This window comes from Actinomyces ruminicola, assembly GCF_900103885.1.
In the GTDB taxonomy this organism is placed as follows: domain Bacteria; phylum Actinomycetota; class Actinomycetes; order Actinomycetales; family Actinomycetaceae; genus Actinomyces; species Actinomyces ruminicola.
Window position 1 is genome coordinate 120,006 of record NZ_FNIM01000002.1, and the last position, 19,973, is coordinate 139,978.

Below are 19,973 nucleotides of genomic sequence, written 5' to 3' on the forward strand. Positions count from 1 at the left end.
GAGCCGACGGCGCACGAGCGCCGCAGTTCACCCAGAGACCATTGGCGCTTGCGGGATGGGCCCTCAGGTCGAGGTTGAGGTTCATCCACAGGAATACCCACTTATCCACAGATTTTGATTGCGGTTTGGACCGGGTGCGCTGTGGCTTGTTATCACCGGCGATCAGGGGCGGGATTCCGGCGAGTTTCGGGGATTTCGGAGGCGCTGCGGCGGATGTGGCAGGGTGGCGCTCCACATCCGCCGCGGCGCGTCGCCCACAGGCGGAACGGGGTTATCCACACCCCGATGGGGGTTGCCCACAGCCTGCAAGAGGTCACCGTTTGCGACGTCCCCTCCTGACCGCTAGTGTCGCCGCGCGACCCGTCTGGGCGGGGCGCTGCAGGGGGAGGGTAGGGACAGACAGATGACCGACGTCGACACCATCGGCGCTCGCACCCGGGGCGAGGAGCGGCCGGTTGACGCCCGCTATGACGGCGCCTTCGACCGGGTCCCGCCCCAGGACCTGGAGGCGGAGATGTCCACGCTCGGCGGCATGCTGCTGAGCAAGGAGGCCATCACCGACGTCATCGAGGTGCTGCGCGGCCCCGAGTTCTACAAGCCCGCCCACGAGTCGATCTTCGACGCCATCGTCGAGGTGTACAACCGCTCGGAGCCGGCCGACCCGCTGATCGTCGCCGACGAGCTGTCCAAGCGGGGCGAGCTTGAACGCGTCGGCGGCGCCCCCTACCTGGCCTCCCTGATGGCGACCGTGCCCACCGCCGCCAACGCCGCCTACTACGCGCGCATCGTCAAGGAGAAGTCGCTGATGCGCGGGCTGGTGCAGGCCGGCACCCGCATCGCCCAGCTGGGCTACTCCACCGACGCCGGCGACATCGACGAGCTCGTCACCCTGGCGGAGTCGGAGGTCTACGCCGTCGCCCACAAGGAGGGTGAGCGGGAGGACTACGTGCCCGTGGGGGAGCTGCTCAACGAGGCCAACCTCGAGATCGAGGCCGGGCAGGCCCGTGAGGACGGGCAGATGCGGGGAGTGCCCACGGGCTTCGTGGAACTGGACGAGCTGCTCGGCGGCCTGCACGGCGGGCAGATGATCATCGTGGCCGCCCGCCCCGCCATGGGCAAGTCCACGCTCGCCGTCGACTTCTGCCGCTCGGCGTCGATCCACTCGCGCGGCGCCGACGGCAACCTCATCCCCTCCTGCTACTTCTCCCTGGAGATGGGGCGCATGGAGCTGATGATGCGCATCCTGTCCGCCGAGTCGGGCGTGGCCATGAACAAGCTGCGCGGGGGCAGCCAGATGGACGAGCGCGACTGGGAGGACGTCGCGCGCGCCTACAACCCCGTCTCCGAGGCGCCGCTGTTCATCGACGACTCCCCGAACCTGACCATGCCGGAGATCCGCTCCAAGGCGCTGCGGCTGAAGCAGCACCACGGGCTCGGGCTGATGGTGGTGGACTACCTGCAGCTGATGAGCTCGGGCAAGCAGGTCGAGTCCCGCCAGCAGGAGGTCTCCGAGTTCTCCCGCTCGCTGAAGCTGCTGGCCAAGGAGCTGGACATCCCGGTGGTCGCCGTCGCCCAGCTGAACCGTGGACCGGAGCAGCGCACCGGCAACAAGCCGCAGATGAGCGACCTGCGCGAGTCCGGCTCCCTGGAGCAGGACGCCGACGTCATCATGCTGCTGCACCGCCCCGAGTACTACCAGGAGGAGGAGCGCCCGGGCGAGGCCGACATCATCGTGGCCAAGCACCGCAACGGCCAGACCCGCACCATCCCGGTGGCCTTCCAGGGGCACCTGTCGCGCTTCGCCAACATGGCCCGCAACATCACTCCCGAGCCCGCCTACGAATAGGCGCGGGCGTGCGCGGACGGTTGTTGGCTGAGGCGGTGGCGAGCGCCGGTGAGCATGGCGGGCGTGCGATGAGCGCGGGTTGCGCGGCGGCGGGTGCGGACGGGTGCGCGGCGCCACCCGTCACTGCATGACCCCCGACCACGCCACCGTTTTACGGCGCACCCTGCCACTGAACCGCGGTTCGGCCTGCCACCGTTTTTCGAGTAACCCTGACACCGTTTTTCGGCTGGCCTTGCCACCGTTTTACGACGTCCCGTAAGGTGGGTGCATGAGTGACCTGCTTCCGCGGCATGTACAGGGACGGGTGGAGGAGCTCCTGGGGGTATTCCCCGTGGTTGAGCTGGTCGGCGCGCGCCAGGTCGGGAAGTCGACTCTGGCCGCCATGATCGCCGGCGAGTCCGTGCGGTCGACGCGCATCGTGACCCTGGACGACGCCGAGACCCGTACCGCCGCAACCGAGGACCCGCGCGGTTTTCTCCGCCTGGAGCCCGAGGGGCTGCTGATAATTGACGAGTTCCAGCGCGTTCCTGGGCTCGGGCTCGCGCTCAAGGCGGAGATCGACGCCGACCGCTCGCCCGGGCGCTACCTGCTCACCGGCTCGGTGACCACGAGCCGCGTGCAGCCCGCCGCAGACAGCCTGGCGGGGCGCGTCGTCGGCACCCGCATCTTCGGCTTCAGCCAGGGTGAGATCGCGGGGAAGGAGGATGACTTCGTGGTGGCGGTGCTCCGCGGGGCGCTGAACGGCGACTACCGCTCCGAACTGGAGCGCGGCGACTACGTCGACCTGCTCGCCGCGGGCTCCATGCCCGAGGCGCACCGCCTGCCGCAGCGCTTCCAGGCCGATTGGCTGGAGAGTTACGTCTCCCGGCTGCTCGGGCGCGACCTGCGTGACCTCTCGCGCCTGTCCGATCCGCAGCGTCTGCGCTCCCTACTGGTGGGACTCGCGGCGACGCAGGGAACGGAGACCGTGGTCACCCGGATCGGGAACGAGATCAACCTCAGCGCGTCAACGACTACTTCCTACCTGGAGCTCTTGCGTGCGCTCTACCTGGTCGACCGGCTACCGCCGTGGACACCGAACCTGCTTAAGCGCGAGGTCGGCCGCTCGAAGTATTTTCTGACGGACTCCGCGCTGGCGATCTGGCTGACCCGTACGCGTCCCGACACCCTCAAGGATCTGGTGCGCGGGAGTGCACTGGGAGGCCTGCTCGAGGCCTTCGTCGCCGCCGAACTCATGCGGCAGCGCACCTGGTCCGCGGAGCGGTTTACGCTCAGCCACTACCGTTCTCCGGAGGGCCGAGAGATAGACCTGATCCTGGAACTGGACGACGGTGGAGTCATTGCCGTGGAGGTGAAGGCGGCCGCCTCGGTATCCGCTGCCGACACCAAGCACCTGCGCTGGCTGCACGAGCGGATCGGGGACCGGCTGGTGGCCGGTATTGTCCTGACCACCGATGACCGTGCGCGCAGCCTGGGCGGCCCGCTATGGGCGCTGCCGGTGTCCGCCCTGTGGGAGCTCGGTTGAGTAGGGTGTCACCGATGGTCGCCGGAAGCCTGATTCATCCCCGGAATCATAGGGATTGTTGATTTAGAGGGTGGCTAAATCAACCAGGTTTTGGCCTTTGGGCGGAACCTGGTTGATTTCGACGTCGGCGCTGCCGCCCACGTCGAGGCGGACATCCCTAGGTACGGCCCGGCGTCGTCGGCACACGGCTGCGAGGTTGCAGTGCACGACCCCGGGGCGGTCGTGGAACGTACCCCAGGGTCGTGGAATGTGTGAAGGCCGCTCCTCTGTGTCGCCGGGGATGGGGTCGCGAGTAACTGGGTCACTGCGGCTCGGGTAGGCGGATCACCCGCAGACGCCAGACCCCCAGCAGCCAGGTCAACGCCATCAGCCCGACGGCGAAGCTCGCCCCATGAAGCAGTCCGCGCCGGAGGTAGTCGCCCGCCTGCGTGCCCAACGCCTCGACAAGGTAACTGGACAGCTCGCGCGTCGACCACAGGGGCAGGGCGCGGGTCCAGCCGGCGGCCGGGTCCACCAGAAGCTGAAGGGCCATGACTGCCAGCAGCAACAGGGCGCCCTCCAGGTCTCTTGGTATGACCGCGGCCGCCACCGAGCCCAGGGGTGCGGCCACGGTCACGGTCAGCAGCAGCATGAGCGGCACAGCAGCCGGGTGGGTCAGCTTGTCCCCGATCGTGAGTAGCACGAGTCCGGAGTAGAGCGCGGCAATGAGCCAACCGAGGCTCAGGACTGCCGCGTGCCGTCCCAGGACCAGCGCCGTCGGGCTGGCCCCGCTAGCGGCCAGCCGCAAGTCGATTGAGCGCGAGGACACCGACGTGAACAGTGCAAGCGTCGCCGCCGCCCAGCCCAGTCCGATCGACAGCAGACGCAGCGCGGTCCAGTGCGCGTCGATTCGCGCCAGGTAGAAGGTGAGCGGTAGCAGCAGGGCGAGGACCAGCGCCCCACGCCGTCGGGCCAGTTCATGCGCGGTGACCGTGGCCACCAGCACCGCGGTGCGCAGCAGCCGGTGGCCGGAGGCGGGTCCCGGCGCGCCGGGTTCGGCGATGGCGGCTGCGGTCATGCGGCGTACTCCTTCGTCTTGCTGTGACCGGTCGAGGAATCCGGGGCGGGAAGCTCGACGACGCGATCGACGAAGTCGATGTCCCGCAGCAGGTGGGTGACCAGAAGGACTCCGGCGCCGGAGTTCCGCCAGGACGAGATGAGAGTCCGCAAGTCCTCATAAGCCAGGGCATCCAGGCCCTGGTAGGGCTCGTCCAGGAGCAGTAGTTCGGGCGAGGCGAGCTGAGCCAGAGCGAGATTGAGTTTCTGTTGGGTGCCCCCGGAAAGGGTACGAGTGACTTGGTTGCCGTTGGGGCGCCACCCCAGGCGGTGGAGGATCTGGTGCCCCGTGGGCACCGAGCGGCCCTGGCTCGCGCCGTCGATAGCCCCGAATAGCCGCAGATGCTCGTCGACGGTCAGAAGTGGAGCGAGGGCGTCGAGTTGTGGCGCGTAGCCGAAGCGCTCGGTCCGCTCCATCCGTCCGGAGTTGGTGCGCAGCAGGCCTGCGCAGACCTGGAGGAGAGTGGACTTGCCGGCCCCGTTGGAGCCGACGACGGCGACGATCTCGCCCCGTCGTACCGTGAGACTGAAGTCTGACAGGACTGTGCGCCGGCCGCGACGGACGGTGACATCGCGCAGTCGCAATACCACTGGGCCCAGCGTGCTCTCCTTGGCCTGGCTGCCGGTGCCGTCCTCCTTCAGCGCGGATGCCAGCTCGCGAGCGAACAGGACGGCGGGACCGAAGAGGCTCGCCGGTGCGATGCCCGCGGAGTCGGCCTCTGCGCGGGTCTCGGCGATGACGCGCTGCAACTCCCGGGGGCTCAGGCCCTGTGCCGCCAGCTCCGCGTTGAGGCTTCGGTACCAGGCGGCGTCGGCCGGACCCGGCTCGTGCCGTGGCGAGGAATTGGAGTCGGTAGCGGCGCTCATGAGTGCGCCTCGGCCGCCGCATGGGCGGGTACCGCCCGCCTGCGGGATGCTGCCTCACCCTCCAGGATGGCCGAGACGGCGCTGCGGAAGGCGCGCCACTCCGCTCGACGCGCGGCGAGTTCGATACGGCCGGCGTCGGTGAGCGCGTAGTACTTGCGAGCGGGTCCGGAGTCGGAGGGGCGTGTGGTGGTGGCGAGCAGGCCGCGCCGCTCCAGACGGGTGAGTGCCGGGTAGAGGCTGCCGCCGGGAACATTCTCCAGGCCGGCGGCGTCGAGGCGACGGGTCAATGACAGCCCGTAGTCGGCGCCGCACTCAAGCAGGGCGAGCAGACAGGGCTCGAGGAAGCCGCGCAGGAGACGTGAAGTCGGTGAGTCCATGTAGTCAGGTTATCTAGATAGCAGACAATCTGTCTACTGGGTTGTGCTACGCGCCTGTCCGAGCGCCGGTGCGGACGTCGTTGGCTGGAGAAGAGAGCGTTCTCCCGCGGCCTTTGCTGCGTTCCACGACCTTGGGGTACAAAACACGACCCCGGGGTGGTCGTGGAACGTACCCCAGGGTCGTGAATTGCAGGAGGGCGCGTCCTCAGGTGCGTGCGCTGCGTTTCGGCCGGCCTGGCGCGCCCTCCAGTGCCGTCACCTGGCACACCCTCTACCTCTAGCGCCGTCAGCCCTGGTAGAAGCCCTGGTAGACGTAGGTGAAGGGGATGTTGCCGTGCATGCCGGGATTGACCGAGGCCGAGACCACGTTCTTGGCGGTGACGGCGGCTTCCAGCGGGGTGGCGCCCTTGGCCAGCTCGGCGGTGACGGCGGCGGCCAGCGTGCAGCCCGCGCCGTGCATGCGCTCGGTGCCGACGGCCGGAACCTCAAGGACCTCCAGGGTCTCGCCGTCGTAGAAGACGTCGAGGGCGGTGCCGGTGCCGAGCGTCGGGCCGGCCTTGGCCAGGACGTTGGGCACGCCCAGGTCGTAGATGCGCTTGGCGGCGTCCTTGAGCTGCGCGACGCTGGTGATCTCATCGGTGCCGGCCAGCGTGGCGGCCTCGAACAGGTTCGGGGTGGCCATCTTGGCGCGGGGCAGGATCTTGGCGCGCAGGGCGTTGTCGACGTCGAGCGTGGTGCCGGGCTCCTGGCCCTTGCAGATCAGCACCGGGTCCACTACCAGGTTCGGGAACTGGTACTGCTCCAGGGCGGCGTCGACGGCGTCGATGGTGGCGAGCGTGCCGAGCATGCCGATCTTGACGGCGTCAATCCGGGTGTGGACGGTGGCGCAGGCCTCGATCTGGTCGGCGATGACCTGCGGGTCGACCGGCACGAAGCGGTGGTCCCAGTTGCGCTTGGGGTCCATGGAGACGATGCAGGTCAGGGCCGTGCAGCCGAATACGCCCAGCTGGTGGAAGGTCTTCAGATCGGTCTGGGCGCCGGCGCCGCCGGAGGCTTCGGAGCCGGCAATGGCCAGGGCGATGGGAGGGGCGGCGGGAGCGGTGTTGGATGCCATGCGGACAGCATGCCCACCGGCGCCCACCGTGTCCACGCCGCTGCCCGCATGGCGGAATACCTGATGCACTGTGCGCGGCGGGGGCGGGCCCGCCGTCCTCGCAGACGGCTCGCGGGCGGCACCCGGTTCGGGCTCCGGCCGCGGACCGTGCGGAGGTCAGGCGCTGGCGACGGTGAAGCGCTCGCCGCGGTGCACATCCTGTTCCACCTCGTCGACCAGCGCCACGGCGAGGTCGGCGGGGGAGAGGTCGGTCCCCGCCGGGTGGTCCTTGCCGACGACGTAGGCGCCGGTGGACCGCTCCGAGGGGTAGGCCGGGGCCGGGGAGACGAGCGTCCAGGCCAGGGTGTCGGCGGCGGCGCGGAAGGCCTCCAGCACCTCGGCGAAGGCCAGGGCCTCGGGCTTGGCGACGGCGGGGAAGTCGGGGGAGTCGACCAGGCGGTTGCCGTCGGCGTCCAGCAGTGAGCCGGCACCGCCCACGACCACCAGGCGGCCCGTCGGGCGGGCGGCGATCAGCGCCTTGAAGGCGTCGACGGTCGGCTGCACGGGGCCGCCAGTGCGGTCGGGGGAGACGGCGATGATGGTGGCGTCGGCGGCACTGATCAGGTCCACCACCGCGGCGGTGTCCGCCAGGTCCGCGACCACATCCGTGGTGGCGCCCTCGGCATGACGGCCGGAGCGGGAGGCGGAGGTGACGATGTGGCCGCGGCGGGCGGCCTCGGCGACGACGGCCGCGCCGGTGTTGCCGGTTCCGCCGATGACGGTGAGGTTCATGGGGTGCTCCTTGCTCATGCGGTTTGCTGGTGGTGCTGCCCGGTCCGCTGGTGCCGCGGTGACAACACTGCTACGGTATGTTTTGGATATTGAGTACCTCAAGGTAATCATGGAGTTGCTTGTGTCACTTTCAAGAGATGACGTCGCGTCGACCGGCTCCGAGGCGGGGCCTGCTGCGGTGCGGGGTACGGACGCGGAGGCCCCAAAGGGCCACCCGCTCACTGCCGTCGTAGCCACGGGCGCGGCTGGACCAGTCGCCTCCTATGACGTCCTGTCACCCGAGTGCCCGTCGCGCACGGTGCTGCGCCACGTCGTCGATCGGTGGACGCCGCTGATCGTGGCCGTGCTGGCGCAGGGGCCGCGGCGCTTCGGCGAGCTGCGTCAGGCGGTGGGCGGCGTGACCCCCAAGGTGCTGGCCCAGACCCTGCGCTCCATGGAGCGCGATGGCCTGGTGCTGCGCGACCAGACCCCGGGAGTGCCGCCCCGCGTGGACTACACGCTCACCCCGCTGGGTGCGAGCCTGGCCGAGCCGATTGCCGCGCTGCGCGCCTGGGCGGAGGGCAATGCCGAGCAGGTGCTGGCTCACCGCGAGGCCTACGACCGCGCGCATTCCCGGTCCGAGGAGTAGGCGGTCGCTCCCGGACCACCGAGATCACGTCTGAGGGCGCTCAGCGCGGCTGCAAGTGTCATGGAATGCACCGCTTTCCAGGCAGGGCACCGGGCATGGCCCGGTCCAGCCGCGAAATAGCGCGGCTCGCGGAGATGATTCAGGCGCGGGATGGTTCAAAGTGGTGCACTCCGTGACACCGTCGCGTGCCTGCAGCGGCATCGCCGCCCGAAAGTGCTCCCGCGCAGGCGCTGAATCGGGGACCATATAGGTATGAGCGCTCCCACACCTGCCGACCCCGCCGGCTCCTCTGCATCCTCCTCCACCTGGTCCACCGGGGCTGCGGCCGCGGTGGTGCCGCAGGCGGTACGCGACGCCGTTGACGCCGTGCTCGCCGGCCTGCCCCGCACCGAGCGCGAGATCTTCACGACCCGCGTCGAGCGCTGGTACCCGGACGTCGTGGACGGCCTGCTGACCCTGTACGGAGAGCCCGCCGCCGGGCGCACCGCAGTCAATCTGCTCGCCGAAGCCGCCCGCAGCTACGCCGCGCGCGACCCCGAGCTGCGCCACCTCGACCTGGCCCGCACGCTCGACCCCGCCTGGGTGCAGGACCCCTCCCGCATCGGCTACTCCGGCTACACCGAGCGCTTCGCCGGCGACCTGCGCGGCGTGGAGAAGCGCATCGGCTACCTGCGGGAGCTGGGCGTCAGCTACCTCCATCTGATGCCGCTGCTCACCCCCCGCCCCGGCGACTCCGACGGCGGCTACGCGGTGGCCGACTACCGCTCCGTGCGCCCCGACCTGGGGGACATGGACGACCTCGCCCACCTGACCGGCGAGCTGCGCAAGGAGGGCATGAGTCTGGTCATCGACCTGGTGCTCAACCACGTCGCGCGCGAGCACGAGTGGGCGCGCCGCGCCCGCGCCGGCGAGCAGCGCTACCGCGACTACTTCCTCATCTTCCCCGACCGCACCGAGCCCGACGAGTACGAGCGCACCCTGCCGGAGATCTTCCCCGACTTCGCCCCCGGCAACTTCACCTGGGACGAGGACCTGGACGGCTGGGTGTGGACCACCTTCAACTCCTTCCAGTGGGACCTGAACTGGCGCAACCCCCAGGTCATGGAGGAGTTCGTCGAGATCGTCATGGAGCTGGCCAACCGCGGGGTGGAGGTGCTGCGCCTGGACGCCATCGCCTTCACCATCAAGCGCAAGGGCACCGACTGCCAGGGCCAGCCCGAGGTCCACTCCATCACCGAGGTGCTGCGGGCGCTGACCCGCATCGCCTGCCCCGCCGTCGCCCTCAAGGCGGAGGCCATCGTGGCCCCCACCGAGCTGCTGCAGTACCTGGGTCAGGGCCGCTACACCGGCAAGGTCTCCGACCTGGCCTACCACAACTCGCTGATGGTGCAGGTCTGGTCCATGCTGGCCAGCCGCAGCGTGAGCCTGGCGGTGCAGACGCTTTCCTCGCTGCCGATCGAGCCGTCCACCGCCACGTGGATCACCTACATCCGCTGCCACGACGACATTGGCTGGGCGATCGACGACGCCGACGCCGAGGCGGTGGGCCTGACCGGCTACTGGCACCGGGTGTTCCTCGCCGACTGGTACACGGGCCTGTACCCCATGAGCGATGCCCGCGGCCTGACCTTCCAGTACAACCCCGTCACCAACGACCGGCGCACCGCCGGCACCGCCGCCTCGCTAATCGGGCTGGAGGCCGCGGCCGAGGCGGTGGCCGGCATCGACGAGTACACGCCGGCCTGGCGGGAGGAGGAGCTGCGCACCTGGCTGGAGGAGCGCTTCAACGCCATGCGCCTGGCCTACGCCATCATCTACGGCTGGGGCGGGATCCCCGTGCTGTGGAGCGGGGACGAGCTGGCGCAGTTCAACGACCCGAACTGGGACACCGAGCCCGGCCACGAGTCCGACTCGCGGTGGGCCGGCCGCCCGCGCCTGAGCGAGGCCGCCGTCGCCGAGCGCCACGACCGCGCCACGGTGCCCGGCCGCGTCTTCACCGACCTGGCCCACATGGGCAAGGTGCGGGCCTCCCTGCCGCAGCTGAGCGCCGACGTGCGCACTGTCGTCGCTCCCGTGGACGACGACGGCGTGCTGGTGACCTTCCGCGACCACCCGCGGGGCAGCTTCGTGGGCGTGTACAACGTGACCCCCGACTGGCGCTCCGTGCCCGCGGCGCGGCTGGCCGAGTACGGCGTGCTCGGGGCGGTGGACGTGCTCACCGACACGGTGCCCTCGGGCTCGACCACCCTGGAGGGCGCCGGCGACGGCCAGGTGCCGGTGCCGCCCTACGCCGCCTGGTGGCTGGTGCGCTCCACCGACTGACACGGGTCGGCGGCCTACGCTGGTCTACACCGCCTCCCAGGGGTTGAGCAGTGCTACGCCTATGGGGGCGAAATCGGCGACGTTACGAGTCACCACTGTGAGTCCATGCACCATTGCGGTAGCCGCTATGAAGGCGTCCCGCTCTGAGCGCAGATCCGGTCCATGTAGGTGTGCGCAGCGCAATGCTACAGGGGCGTCCACCGGAAGAATCCGATTGTGGAAGAACGGCAGAACCTGGTGCTCCATCCAGGTGCGCAGGCGGCCTCCCTGGGTTGGGTCGCGCCGCTCAACCCCGGCGATCCCGAGCTCGAGTTCCACGACCGTGATCGCCGACAAGTGCAGGCTGTCTGCTTCAAGGTCGGAGAAGAAGCGCACGACGTGTGGGTCGGCGCGCCCGTCCCCGACCTTCCGCAGCTCGGAGACGACATTGGTATCCAGCAGCATCAGTCCAGCTCCGCGGCCCGCGGCAGGTCACGGGTGGGTTCGATGTCCAGCTCGATCTCGGACAGTCCCGGCATGGAGAGTGCCTCCAGGATTCCCTTGTTCGCGGAGGTGAGACGCCGGTAGTCCTCAATGGACAGCAGGACGTGCGCGGGGACACCGCGATCGGTGATGAGGACCGGGCCCTGGCGGGAAGCCCGCTTGGCCGAGGAGACGTTCTGATTGAACTCCCGGCTTGACATGGTGGTAGCCATCATCGGTCGCAGCTCCCATCATAGGGCCGATGTAGCAACGATACTACATCGGCTCGGGCTAAAGAAGACCCGATGCGGTGGGCGCTGTATGTCACGGGATTCAGCTGGCGTAGCGGGGCTCGCGGCCGTCTAGCACCGTGTCGAAGTCGCAGGTCGACTCGATGATGCGCTCACACATCCGGGCGTCCTGCGGGTCCAGGCCGAAGTCCTTCGGCGCCCGCTCCCAGGCTCCTCGGGCCACCCGCGCCACCCGCGTCGTCACGCCTAGGACCTCGCTGCGGGGCAGCCCCCAGTCCAGATCCAGCAGTTGCTCCAGGCTCCGTTCCGATCCCGTCCCCTCCAGCGGCGTGCCCGACTGCTCGTCCGGGCAGGGGACGACGTCGAACATCGGCGCCGAGCGCCAGCCATCCGCATCCCGGAGGAAACCCATGTTCCAGGGGTGATCATCGACGTCGTGCAGGCACATCGACAAGGCCGCGCGGGCCACCACCGCGCGCACCGCCCGTGGGCCGGCAAGGGCTTGCGCCGCCTCGGCGGCGACTCGATAGGAGAACCCCTCATCCCCGCGTGGTCGAGCCGCAGTGTGCATTGACTGGTAGCCGAGCCGGCCGCGGCCATGGCGGTCGAAGCGGTCGACCACGAGGATCCCCCGGCGGGTGTCAACTCTGAGGAGTCGGGATGAACAGGCGTCGAGACCGGCATCTCGCGCCACCTCCAGCGCCACCGCTTCACAGGTGAGCAGGTCGTAGACATCGTCGGCGGAGGGGTACTTCGCCATGACGAGCCCACCGGTGCGGTCATCCCGCAGCGCCAGCTTGGGGCGGGCCCCGCCCTGGCTACTGGCCCCCGGCAGGATGCGCCGCCTGCCCGCGCGGTCGATGTCCCCGCGCTGGAAGGCCTCAATGTCTGGCAACAGCGCCACTGCCTGCGTGACCGGAGCCGGCTCACCGGGCGCAAGCGGGGCGGAGTCGATGCTCTTGGAGAAGCGCAGTGACCCCTGACGTGAAAAGTCGGCGACCGCCGCCAGCAGTCCGAGGCCAGACGGGTTCTCCTCCCGGTTGCCGCTCGCGAGCACCGCCCTGCCCCACAGGCCCGGGCAGGCGTCGTCGAAGACGCCGAAGGTGGGGGCGCCGTCGGGCGGCGTCAGTGGGTCGGTGCTCAGCGGCAGGCCCACCCCGATGGGAAAGCCCCGTTCCGCCCAGTCCGAGGCGTAGGCGAACCGTTGGCGGCCGGTGTCCGTGTCGAAGGACAGCGTGCCGACGTGGGTGAGCGAGCCGTCGGCGCCGGTCCACGAGACCTCCAGTTGGGTGCTGCTCATGGAGGAACTGTAGGGGGTGTGCGCTGAACGGGAGGGGTGTCGCCTCGGAGGCCGTCGCCGTCCTACGCCGCCCGATGGCTGGTGCGCTCCGCCGACCGACTCGCGTCGGCGTCCAGGTGCCGGGCGAGCCAGGGGTCGGTGATGGCGTGGAAGCGGTCGGGGTAGGTGCGGCGCACGCAGTGGGGCGCACCCTCGATCACAGCGGTCTGGATCGAGGGGTTGGCGCGGCGGGTGAGGCTGGTGAGGTTGTCCCCGCGCAGCACCACGCGTTCGGTGCCGGTGACGATCAGCGTTGGCACCGCCAGGGAGTCGACCACCTCCTGCCAGGGGGTCGGCGGGGACACGCAGCCCTGGGCGATGAACCCCAGGTCCACGCCGCAGGCGGCCTCGACGCTCGCCCGCACCTCCCGCGGCGACCAGGTGGGGTTGTTCCGCAGCTCCAAGTCGAAGCGCGCCTGCGGATCGGCGGCGATCTGCTGCATCTCCCGCACCTGCCGGAACGCGTTCATGGCCATTAGGCGGCGCCAGATCGGGGTGACGAAGGCCGGGTCCTCCGCGACGACGGCGTCCACCAGGTCGGGGCGGTGCGCGGCCACGTCCAGGCTGGTCACCCCGCCCATGGAGTGGCCGACGACGGCCAGCGGCGAACGCAGCGGCCCCTCACCGTGCAGGCCGTGGGCGCGCAACTCCTCCAGCACGGTTTGCAGGTCCGAGGCCAGGCGTGCGCCGGTTGCCGTGCGACTGGCCAGGTCGGAGGCGTCCCAGCGGGGGGAGTCCCCGTGGCCGCGGGCGTCCAGGGCGACGATCCGGTAGCCGGCGGCCGTCCAGCGGTCGATCGCCTCGATCCAGCAGGCCGCGGAGTCGGTGATCCCGTGGGACAGCACCAGGACCGGTGCGGCCTCGTCGTCCAGCGGCCCGGCCAGGTGGCGGGCGAGCGGGGCGACGGCAGGAGCCTCAAGGGTGGTCATGGTCTGAGCCTATGCCGGGTCTTGATCGCATAGGTGTTGCAGACGGAGGCGGGGCTTACTAGGCAGTGTCTGGACGGCCGCGGCGACGCCGACAGGCTCCGGCACCGGCCAAGAGTGTCCATCGGTGCCCAATTTGACCGCGATCCGCCGGTGGTTACTGAATGAAACCGAGGCGAGTCGGCGCGAACTCGGGCACGTCTGATGACCTGCGCTCGCGCCCCTTCGTCAAACTGGTCACCGATGGACACTATTCGGATTATCGGCGCACGTCGGGCGTGGAGCCCTCTCTGAGGCTCAGGTCGCAGCGCGCCCGGATGAGTCGGCGATGTCAGCGGCGTCGAGCCGTTCACGACCACGCAGCCTGCTCCTGCACCGACTGGTTGCAGAATCCGTCGACTGGTCGGACCGGGAGTCGTGGCTGCCGCGGGTGCGAGAGGGAATCGCGCGCGTTCGGCGGTCGACGCAAGGGGAGCCGCATCTGGCGAATCTGAGCCGTTGGGAGGCCTGGGCCGAGTCCGGTGATACGGCGGTGATGCGGGAGTACATGTGCGCGACCGACGAGGACGCCTGCCGTCTGCGCGAGGTATCTCCAATAGCGGGATTCCTGACCGATGCCCAGCGATTGGCCGTCATTCGTTGGGAGCGAGAGCAACTCCACGGCTTCTTCATGGATGGCGTGGCTGAGACCACGGCGGTCCTCCCCGCCGGCCGGAGAGATCGACTCGTCCGCGTGTCTGGCCCGGCGACTGCCCTTGCCGGGACCTCCGTGGAGAACGTCGGGTGGTGTCTGTCGCCGGAGGACTTGTGCGTGGCCAGGCTCTGTGCGAATCGGGACAAGGACCGGGTGTTCGTAGGAGCGCTGCTTGATGCGGGCCCGGTTGATCCCGAGACGGTGCAGGACGCCAAGACGGCGGCGCGCAGCCGGCGCGCCGCCGAATAGCACGTCGGCGTGAATCCGGGGACGTCTGATCTCCGGTGCCGACGCCCCTAGCGAAACCCGATACCGATGGGCACTTTTGCTTGCCGCGGTCAGCCCTGGCCGTCCATGGCAGCATCGGACGGCGGCTCGCCGCCCATGCCTCCTGGGCCGGCACCCATCATGCCGCCCATGCCGGAGCTCAGGGCCGCGGCGGTCCCGGTGGCCGAGCCGCCCGAGGTGGTGGCCACGGTGTAGTCCTCGCCCTCGGTCAGGCCCAGCACGGTCAGGTACTGCGAGGTGAACACGCTGGTCATCTCCCAGGCGGTGCCATCGGCGCCGGTGACCGTGATGGTGTCGCCCGTACTCACGCTCGGGGAGCCGGTGATGCCGTAGATCTGGCTCTCGCCATTGACATCCACCGCCCCGTCCATGGAGCCGGCCTGGCCGGATACGACGACCTGCCCGCCGGTCACATGCGCCGACCCGTTGGAGTCGATGCCGTCGGAGTAGGTGAAGGACACCTGCACCTGCCCGCCGGAGATGGTCAGCACCGCACCGTCGTCGGACTCGGAGTCGACGTTCTCATACCCCTCGATCACGCGGTCGCCGTTGGTGGCGTTGATGCCGTCGTCGCCGGAGGTGATGGTCAGGACGCCGCCGGCGATGTTGATGAAGGCCGCCTGGAGTCCCTCGTCGGCCGCGTCGAGCGTGACGGTGCCGTCCTCCTGGGTGTAGCTGACGCCGGCGTTGACGCCCTTGGGCTTGGCGGCGTCGTCGACGCCGGATTCGTCCTCGGTGTCATCCGTGGCGGAGTCGCTCGCGGCAGCGCCCGCCTGGTCGCCCGCCTGCCCCTGCTGCCCGGGCGCCCCGCCGAAGCCCTCCTCCGAGGTGGCGTTGACCTGCCCGCCGCCCGCGGTCACGGTCAGCGTGGTGCCGTCCACGGTGACGTCGGTGGTGGCGGACACGCCGTCGTCGCCGGAGGTGATGGTGATGTCGGCCGCGCCCAGGGCGATGAAGCCCATGGTCTCGTCGTCGTCCTCGGTGGACTTCAGGCCGTCCCCACCGGCGGTGACGGTGATCGTGCCGCCGGAGACGACCAGGTAGTCCTTGCCGCGGATGCCGTCGTCGACGGCGTCCACGGTGATCGTGGGAGCGCCCTGGATGACCAGCCCGTTCTTGGAGGAGACGGCGTCGTTGTGGTTGCCGGTCACCCTCAGCGAGCCGGTGCCGGTGATCACCACGGTGTCGGAGGAGAACAGGGCCGCCGTGGGGGCGTCCTCGCTGGTGTCGGCGTAGGTCTCGCCGTCAATGAGCGTGTTCTCGGAGCCCTCGGCCAGCACGACTACGGCGCCGCCGGCGTCCTGGATGTCGATGGCCGGGCCGTCGGCATTGGTGATGGAGGCGCCGTCGAGCACCAGGCGCACCTCGGCGTCGTCGGCGTTCACGATCACCTCCCCGTCCGTGAGCTCGCCGGACAGGACGTAGGTGCCGGCGGCGCTGATGGTGATGGTGCCGCCGTCGACGCCCACGCCGCCGGCCCCGTCGCCTGTGACGCTCGCCGAGTCGCCGGACAGGGTGATCGTGGTGGCGGAGGCGGCGTCATAGGCGCCCGCATCGTCGTCCGCGGTGACGGCGGCGACGGCCCCGGAGGTGTCGGCATTCGCCGCCAGGATCTCGGCGACGCTCGCGCCGGCGGAGGCCTCGGCCACCGCGGTGGTGATGGTGGTCCAGGCCGCGCCGGAGGATTCGGTATCCGAGGCGTTCGCCCCGGATGAGTTGGTGCTGGAGGCGCCGGTGGCGTCGGTGCCGGTGGAGCACCCCGCGACCAGAGCCACCCCGGCCAGGGCGGCCAGGAGCCGAGCGCGAGCGGGGCGTGTCGTGCGCGTGGCGGTATGGGCGTTGTGGTGTAGGCGTCGGAGCGGATTGTTCATGGTGGAGTCCTCAAGGGTTGGTGGAGTCTGGTCTGGCGGTGGCGCGCGGGGCGTGGAGTCCCGTGCTCGCGGTGTGCGTGGTGATAGGGGGCGACCGGTTCGGGGCTCAGGCGGCTCGGGCGGCGCGGCCGACGCGGGCCCTGCGGCCGGGCGCCTCTTGCCGGGACTCGGCGAGTTCGCGGCCCAGCACCCGGCGCCACTTGTTGGCGGGCAGTCCCGGGTGGAGCAGCGCCATGCCGGTGGCGTACTTGGAGACCTTGGTCGGCCGGTGCCCCAGCGCCCACAGCAGCCGGTCAGCGGGCGACGGCGTGGCCGGGTTCTTGGTCTCGACGATCACCAGCTTCCCGGCCGACGCCGTCTCTTCGGCGGCGTCTGGATCGTTCGGACCGATTGTCGTCCAGGTGAGGTTGGTGTCTACCGTGACTCGGGCGCTCGCGCGCGGCAGGTGCAGGGTGGTGCGCTCATAGGCGGTCGCCAGCACCGGCACCAGGGCGTCGGCCAGCGCTTCGGCGTGCGTCGCCGAGCAGGTCTCGGCCTGGGCCAGGCATTCGGCCACGAAGGCGCGTCCGGCCGCGGTGAGCCGCTCGGCGTCGGCGGGCGCATAGGGCAGGCGCCGCTTGACGGTGGCACCGCGTGGGCCGCGGGTCTTGACCTCCAGGAAGCACAGCCCGGAGTCCAGGTAGGAGCGGGTGCGCACCTTGAAGCGACGACGGCGTTTGCGGGCCGCCAGCAGGTAGGAGTCCAGGTCGGGGGTGTCGAAGCAGGCGGAGGCGTAGGCGAAGCACCGCCTGCCGTCGATCCGCAGCACCCGCGCCTGCCCGCCCAGGCCGTCGATGACCTCCTGGGCCGCGGGTAGGGGGAGGAGGTACTTGCGGTCGACCCGGGTGAGCAGGCCGGCGGCCGCGTTGAGCTCCTCCAGGGTGGTCGCGGGCAGGTGACCGGTGTGCAGGTACTGGTTCATGGCGGGTGACTCCTGTGGCTTGTGGTGGCCTGTCGTGCTGCCGTCTGCTCGGGCCCGGCGCCGTGGTCAGCGGCCGACGGGCTGGGCGGCGGGCTGGACGACAGGCGGGAACGCGTAGTCGGTGGGGTGCGGCGACGTCGGGTCCGCCGGGCTGTCGAGTGTGGAGCCCGGGGCGGGTGCCGGAACGGAGGTGCGGTTCGACGCCGTCCGCCGGGTGGTGGGCGCGGGGGCCGACGCGGCGGCTCGGGCGGCCGTGGCCGCCGCGGGGTGGTCGGGCGCCGTCTTCGCCAGTGACTGGCCCGCGGGGTGCAGGCGGAAGCGGACGTCCACCAGGGTGGTGTCGTCCACCAGGTCCAGGCGCTGCACCTCCACCGAGCGCACCTGTGCGTCCAGCAGCTGCTCCAGGTGGGCGATGAGCGCGTCCTCGTCGGCGATGGCGCGGTCCAGCATGATGATCTGGTGACGGCTGCGGCGCATGAGCGCCGGGTGGTCGGCGAGCCACAGGGAGGCCACGACGAGTCCCATGAGCACCGCCGTCAGGGCCAGTGGCGCGGCGGTGATGCCGCCCAGCAGCCCCAGGGCCAGGGCGGCGAAGAAGTAGGCCACCTCATGCTGGGCCAGCTCGGTGGAGCGCAGGCGGATGATCGACAGCACCCCGAACAGGCCCAGGCCCAGGCCCGCGCCGACGGACGCCGTCGACAGCAGCAGCGTGACCGCCAGGACGCCGACGTTCACGCCGGCGTAGGCGGCCACCAGGTCCTTGCGGGCGTGGCGGCGGGTGTAGAGGACGCCGACGAGCACGAACAGGGCGACCAGATCAATGGCGATGTAGGCAAGAGTGGAGGTAGACATTGGCAGCTTCCTTGGGGGGAGGACGGCAGGCGCCGTCTCGGACCGGGTCCCAGTTAAGGCGACGGGTCTATGCGTGCCCTGTGAAAGCCGTGTCGTGGGGATATGTGACCCGCTGCGCGCTGCGGCCGGGAGCGGACGGGGGATTAGCGGGGTGCGCGCTCGCCGGGGTCGGCGGGCGGCACGGTCGCAGGGGTCGACCGGTGACCGGTCGCGTCGGCGGGTGCGGAGCCGTCGGCGGATGGCGTGGACGGTCGCAGCGCGACCCCGCGGGCGGCTTCTACACTGTGGCCCCGGCAGGCCTCTGCCGGGCCCTGCCGCTCCGGCGTCCGGGGGAGATCTCCCCGCAGGCCGGTCCCCGTCCCCCATGCGACAGGAGCCCACGTGCCCTCCACTCAAAAACGACGCTTCCACGGCTGGACCCTCCACGGCGACGGACGCTCAATCACCCCCGGCGAGGTCGTCACCCCCGCCGAGCGCCTGAGCTGGCCCCGCACCCTCGGCATCGGCGTCCAGCACGTCGTCGCCATGTTCGGTGCGACCTTCCTGGTTCCGCTGCTGACGGGCTTCGACCCGTCGACGACCCTGTTCTTCACCGGGCTGGGCACCCTGCTGTTCCTGCTGGTGACCTCCGGCCGCCTGCCCAGCTACCTCGGCTCCTCCTTCGCGCTGATCGCACCCATCGGCGCCGTGACCGGGTATGCCGCGGATGCGGGAGTGCCCCTGGACGAGGCCAAGGCGTCCCTGGCGCAGGGCGGGATCATCTCCGTCGGGGCGCTGCTGGCACTGGTCGGCGTGATCGTCCACGTCGCCGGCACCGGCTGGATCGACCGCCTCATGCCGCCCATCGTCACCGGCGCCATCGTCTCCCTGATCGGCTTCAACCTCGCTCCCAGCGCCTGGGCCAACGTGAAGACGGCGCCGGTGACCGCACTGGTGACCATCGTGTCGATCCTGGTGATCACGGTGCTGTTCAAGGGCATCATCGGGCGGCTGTCGATCCTCATCGGCGTGCTGATCGGATACGCCACCGCCTGCGTGCGCGGGGAGGTCGACTTCTCCCAGATCTCCGGCACCGGCTGGATCGGCATTCCCGCCTTCCGCGCCCCCGCCTTCGACGTCAGTCTCCTGGGACTGTTCATCCCGGTGGTGCTGGTGCTGGTGGCGGAGAACATCGGGCACGTCAAGTCGGTGGCCGCCATGACGGGGGAGAACCTCGACGACGTCACCGGCCGCGCGCTGTTCGCGGACGGGGTCTCCACCATGCTCGCGGGCGCGGGCGGCGGCTCGGGCACCACCACCTACGCGGAGAACATCGGCGTCATGGCGGCCACCCGGGTGTACTCCACGGCCGCGTACGTGATCGCCGCGATGACGGCCCTGGGGCTCTCCCTGCTGCCGAAGTTCGGCGTCATCATCGCGACCATCCCGGCTGGTGTCCTGGGCGGGGCGGCGACGGTCCTCTACGGCATGATCGGCATGCTCGGGGTGCGCATCTGGGTGCAGAACCGCGTCGACTTCTCCGACCCGGTCAACCTCAACACCGCGGCGGTCGCCATGGTCATCGCCATCGCCGACTACACCTTCAACTGGGGCGACATGGCCTTCGCGGGCATCGCGCTGGGCTCGCTGGCCGCGATCGTCGTCTACCACGTCATGCGGGCCATCTCCCGGGCCCGGGGCACGAACCTGGAGGAGGCCTCGCCGGCGTCCGCGCCCGCGGGCACCGAGCTCGAGGGCCCGGCCTACGCCAAGCGCGCCCGTCGGCAGGGCTGACGCGGGGCTCG

General features: G+C 70.3%; 18 protein-coding genes. 6 read left to right on the top strand and 12 right to left on the bottom strand.

Going from position 1 to position 19,973, the window contains the following annotated elements:
- Window positions 1-403 precede the first annotated feature (403 nt).
- Entirely contained in the window at window positions 404-1,846 is a 1,443-nt protein-coding gene (gene dnaB, locus BLR49_RS03845; protein ID WP_256328957.1) for a replicative DNA helicase, read from the top strand.
- Window positions 1,847-2,114: 268 nt separating this feature from the next.
- Window positions 2,115-3,371 (top strand): ATP-binding protein, encoded by a 1,257-nt coding sequence (locus BLR49_RS03850; RefSeq protein ID WP_092533725.1) that lies wholly within the window; start codon window positions 2,115-2,117, stop codon window positions 3,369-3,371.
- 301 nt (window positions 3,372-3,672) lie between these two features.
- Here the strand turns inward: BLR49_RS03850 and BLR49_RS03855 are convergent, their stop codons facing one another.
- The 5 genes from BLR49_RS03855 to BLR49_RS03875 form a co-directional block, all read right to left on the bottom strand.
- Window positions 3,673-4,428, bottom strand: a complete 756-nt coding sequence (locus tag BLR49_RS03855; RefSeq protein ID WP_245690406.1) for an ABC transporter permease — start codon at window positions 4,426-4,428, stop codon at window positions 3,673-3,675.
- Window positions 4,425-5,333, bottom strand: a complete 909-nt coding sequence (locus BLR49_RS03860) for an ATP-binding cassette domain-containing protein (protein ID WP_092533728.1) — start codon at window positions 5,331-5,333, stop codon at window positions 4,425-4,427. Before BLR49_RS03860 ends, BLR49_RS03855 begins: the two co-directional genes overlap by 4 nt.
- Entirely contained in the window at window positions 5,330-5,710 is a 381-nt protein-coding gene (locus BLR49_RS03865; protein ID WP_092533731.1) for a PadR family transcriptional regulator, read from the bottom strand. The genes BLR49_RS03860 and BLR49_RS03865 overlap by 4 nt, the downstream gene beginning before the upstream one ends.
- A gap of 286 nt (window positions 5,711-5,996) precedes the next feature.
- Window positions 5,997-6,824 carry a hydroxymethylpyrimidine/phosphomethylpyrimidine kinase gene (locus BLR49_RS03870; protein WP_092533734.1) on the bottom strand — a complete coding sequence of 276 codons (828 nt, stop codon included), beginning with the start codon at window positions 6,822-6,824 and terminating at the stop codon, window positions 5,997-5,999.
- A 156-nt stretch (window positions 6,825-6,980) separates the two neighbouring features.
- Complete coding sequence (locus BLR49_RS03875; protein ID WP_092533737.1) at window positions 6,981-7,595, bottom strand: NAD(P)-dependent oxidoreductase; 615 nt, start codon at window positions 7,593-7,595, stop codon at window positions 6,981-6,983.
- 271 nt (window positions 7,596-7,866) lie between these two features.
- Here BLR49_RS03875 and BLR49_RS03880 point away from each other — a divergent pair, with 271 nt between their 5' ends.
- Window positions 7,867-8,223 (top strand): winged helix-turn-helix transcriptional regulator, encoded by a 357-nt coding sequence (locus BLR49_RS03880; protein ID WP_245690419.1) that lies wholly within the window; start codon window positions 7,867-7,869, stop codon window positions 8,221-8,223.
- Window positions 8,224-8,475: 252 nt separating this feature from the next.
- Window positions 8,476-10,545, top strand: coding sequence for an alpha-amylase family protein (locus tag BLR49_RS03885; RefSeq protein WP_092533740.1), 2,070 nt, complete (start codon window positions 8,476-8,478; stop codon window positions 10,543-10,545).
- A 24-nt stretch (window positions 10,546-10,569) separates the two neighbouring features.
- On the opposite strand, the gene BLR49_RS03890 is transcribed toward BLR49_RS03885, so the two are convergent.
- The 4 genes from BLR49_RS03890 to BLR49_RS03905 all read right to left on the bottom strand — a co-directional run bounded on the left by BLR49_RS03890 (window position 10,570) and on the right by BLR49_RS03905 (window position 13,526).
- Window positions 10,570-10,989 carry a type II toxin-antitoxin system VapC family toxin gene (locus tag BLR49_RS03890; protein WP_218121299.1) on the bottom strand — a complete coding sequence of 140 codons (420 nt, stop codon included), beginning with the start codon at window positions 10,987-10,989 and terminating at the stop codon, window positions 10,570-10,572.
- Window positions 10,989-11,243, bottom strand: a complete 255-nt coding sequence (locus BLR49_RS03895; protein ID WP_092533745.1) for a type II toxin-antitoxin system Phd/YefM family antitoxin — start codon at window positions 11,241-11,243, stop codon at window positions 10,989-10,991. Before BLR49_RS03895 ends, BLR49_RS03890 begins: the two co-directional genes overlap by 1 nt.
- 97 nt (window positions 11,244-11,340) lie before the next feature.
- The gene (locus BLR49_RS03900) at window positions 11,341-12,558 is read right to left on the bottom strand and encodes a type II toxin-antitoxin system HipA family toxin (RefSeq protein ID WP_092533748.1); all 1,218 of its coding nucleotides are present in this window, start codon (window positions 12,556-12,558) and stop codon (window positions 11,341-11,343) included.
- 62 nt (window positions 12,559-12,620) lie between these two features.
- A complete protein-coding gene (locus BLR49_RS03905; protein ID WP_092533751.1) occupies window positions 12,621-13,526 on the bottom strand; it encodes an alpha/beta fold hydrolase in 906 nt (301 codons plus the stop codon).
- Between the two features lie 544 nt (window positions 13,527-14,070).
- On the opposite strand from BLR49_RS03905, the gene BLR49_RS03910 reads away from it, so the two are divergent.
- A complete protein-coding gene (locus tag BLR49_RS03910; protein ID WP_176765768.1) occupies window positions 14,071-14,466 on the top strand; it encodes a hypothetical protein in 396 nt (131 codons plus the stop codon).
- 89 nt (window positions 14,467-14,555) lie between these two features.
- Here BLR49_RS03910 and BLR49_RS03915 read toward each other — a convergent pair whose 3' ends face one another.
- The 3 genes from BLR49_RS03915 to BLR49_RS03925 all read right to left on the bottom strand — a co-directional run bounded on the left by BLR49_RS03915 (window position 14,556) and on the right by BLR49_RS03925 (window position 18,189).
- Entirely contained in the window at window positions 14,556-16,376 is a 1,821-nt protein-coding gene (locus BLR49_RS03915; RefSeq protein WP_092533754.1) for a carbohydrate-binding domain-containing protein, read from the bottom strand.
- 106 nt (window positions 16,377-16,482) lie between these two features.
- Window positions 16,483-17,337, bottom strand: coding sequence for a polyphosphate polymerase domain-containing protein (locus BLR49_RS03920; RefSeq protein WP_092533757.1), 855 nt, complete (start codon window positions 17,335-17,337; stop codon window positions 16,483-16,485).
- 66 nt (window positions 17,338-17,403) lie between these two features.
- The gene (locus BLR49_RS03925) at window positions 17,404-18,189 is read right to left on the bottom strand and encodes a DUF4956 domain-containing protein (RefSeq protein WP_092533760.1); all 786 of its coding nucleotides are present in this window, start codon (window positions 18,187-18,189) and stop codon (window positions 17,404-17,406) included.
- Between the two features lie 381 nt (window positions 18,190-18,570).
- Here BLR49_RS03925 and BLR49_RS03930 point away from each other — a divergent pair, with 381 nt between their 5' ends.
- Window positions 18,571-19,962 (top strand): uracil-xanthine permease family protein, encoded by a 1,392-nt coding sequence (locus BLR49_RS03930; RefSeq protein ID WP_092533763.1) that lies wholly within the window; start codon window positions 18,571-18,573, stop codon window positions 19,960-19,962.
- Window positions 19,963-19,973 lie beyond the last annotated feature (11 nt).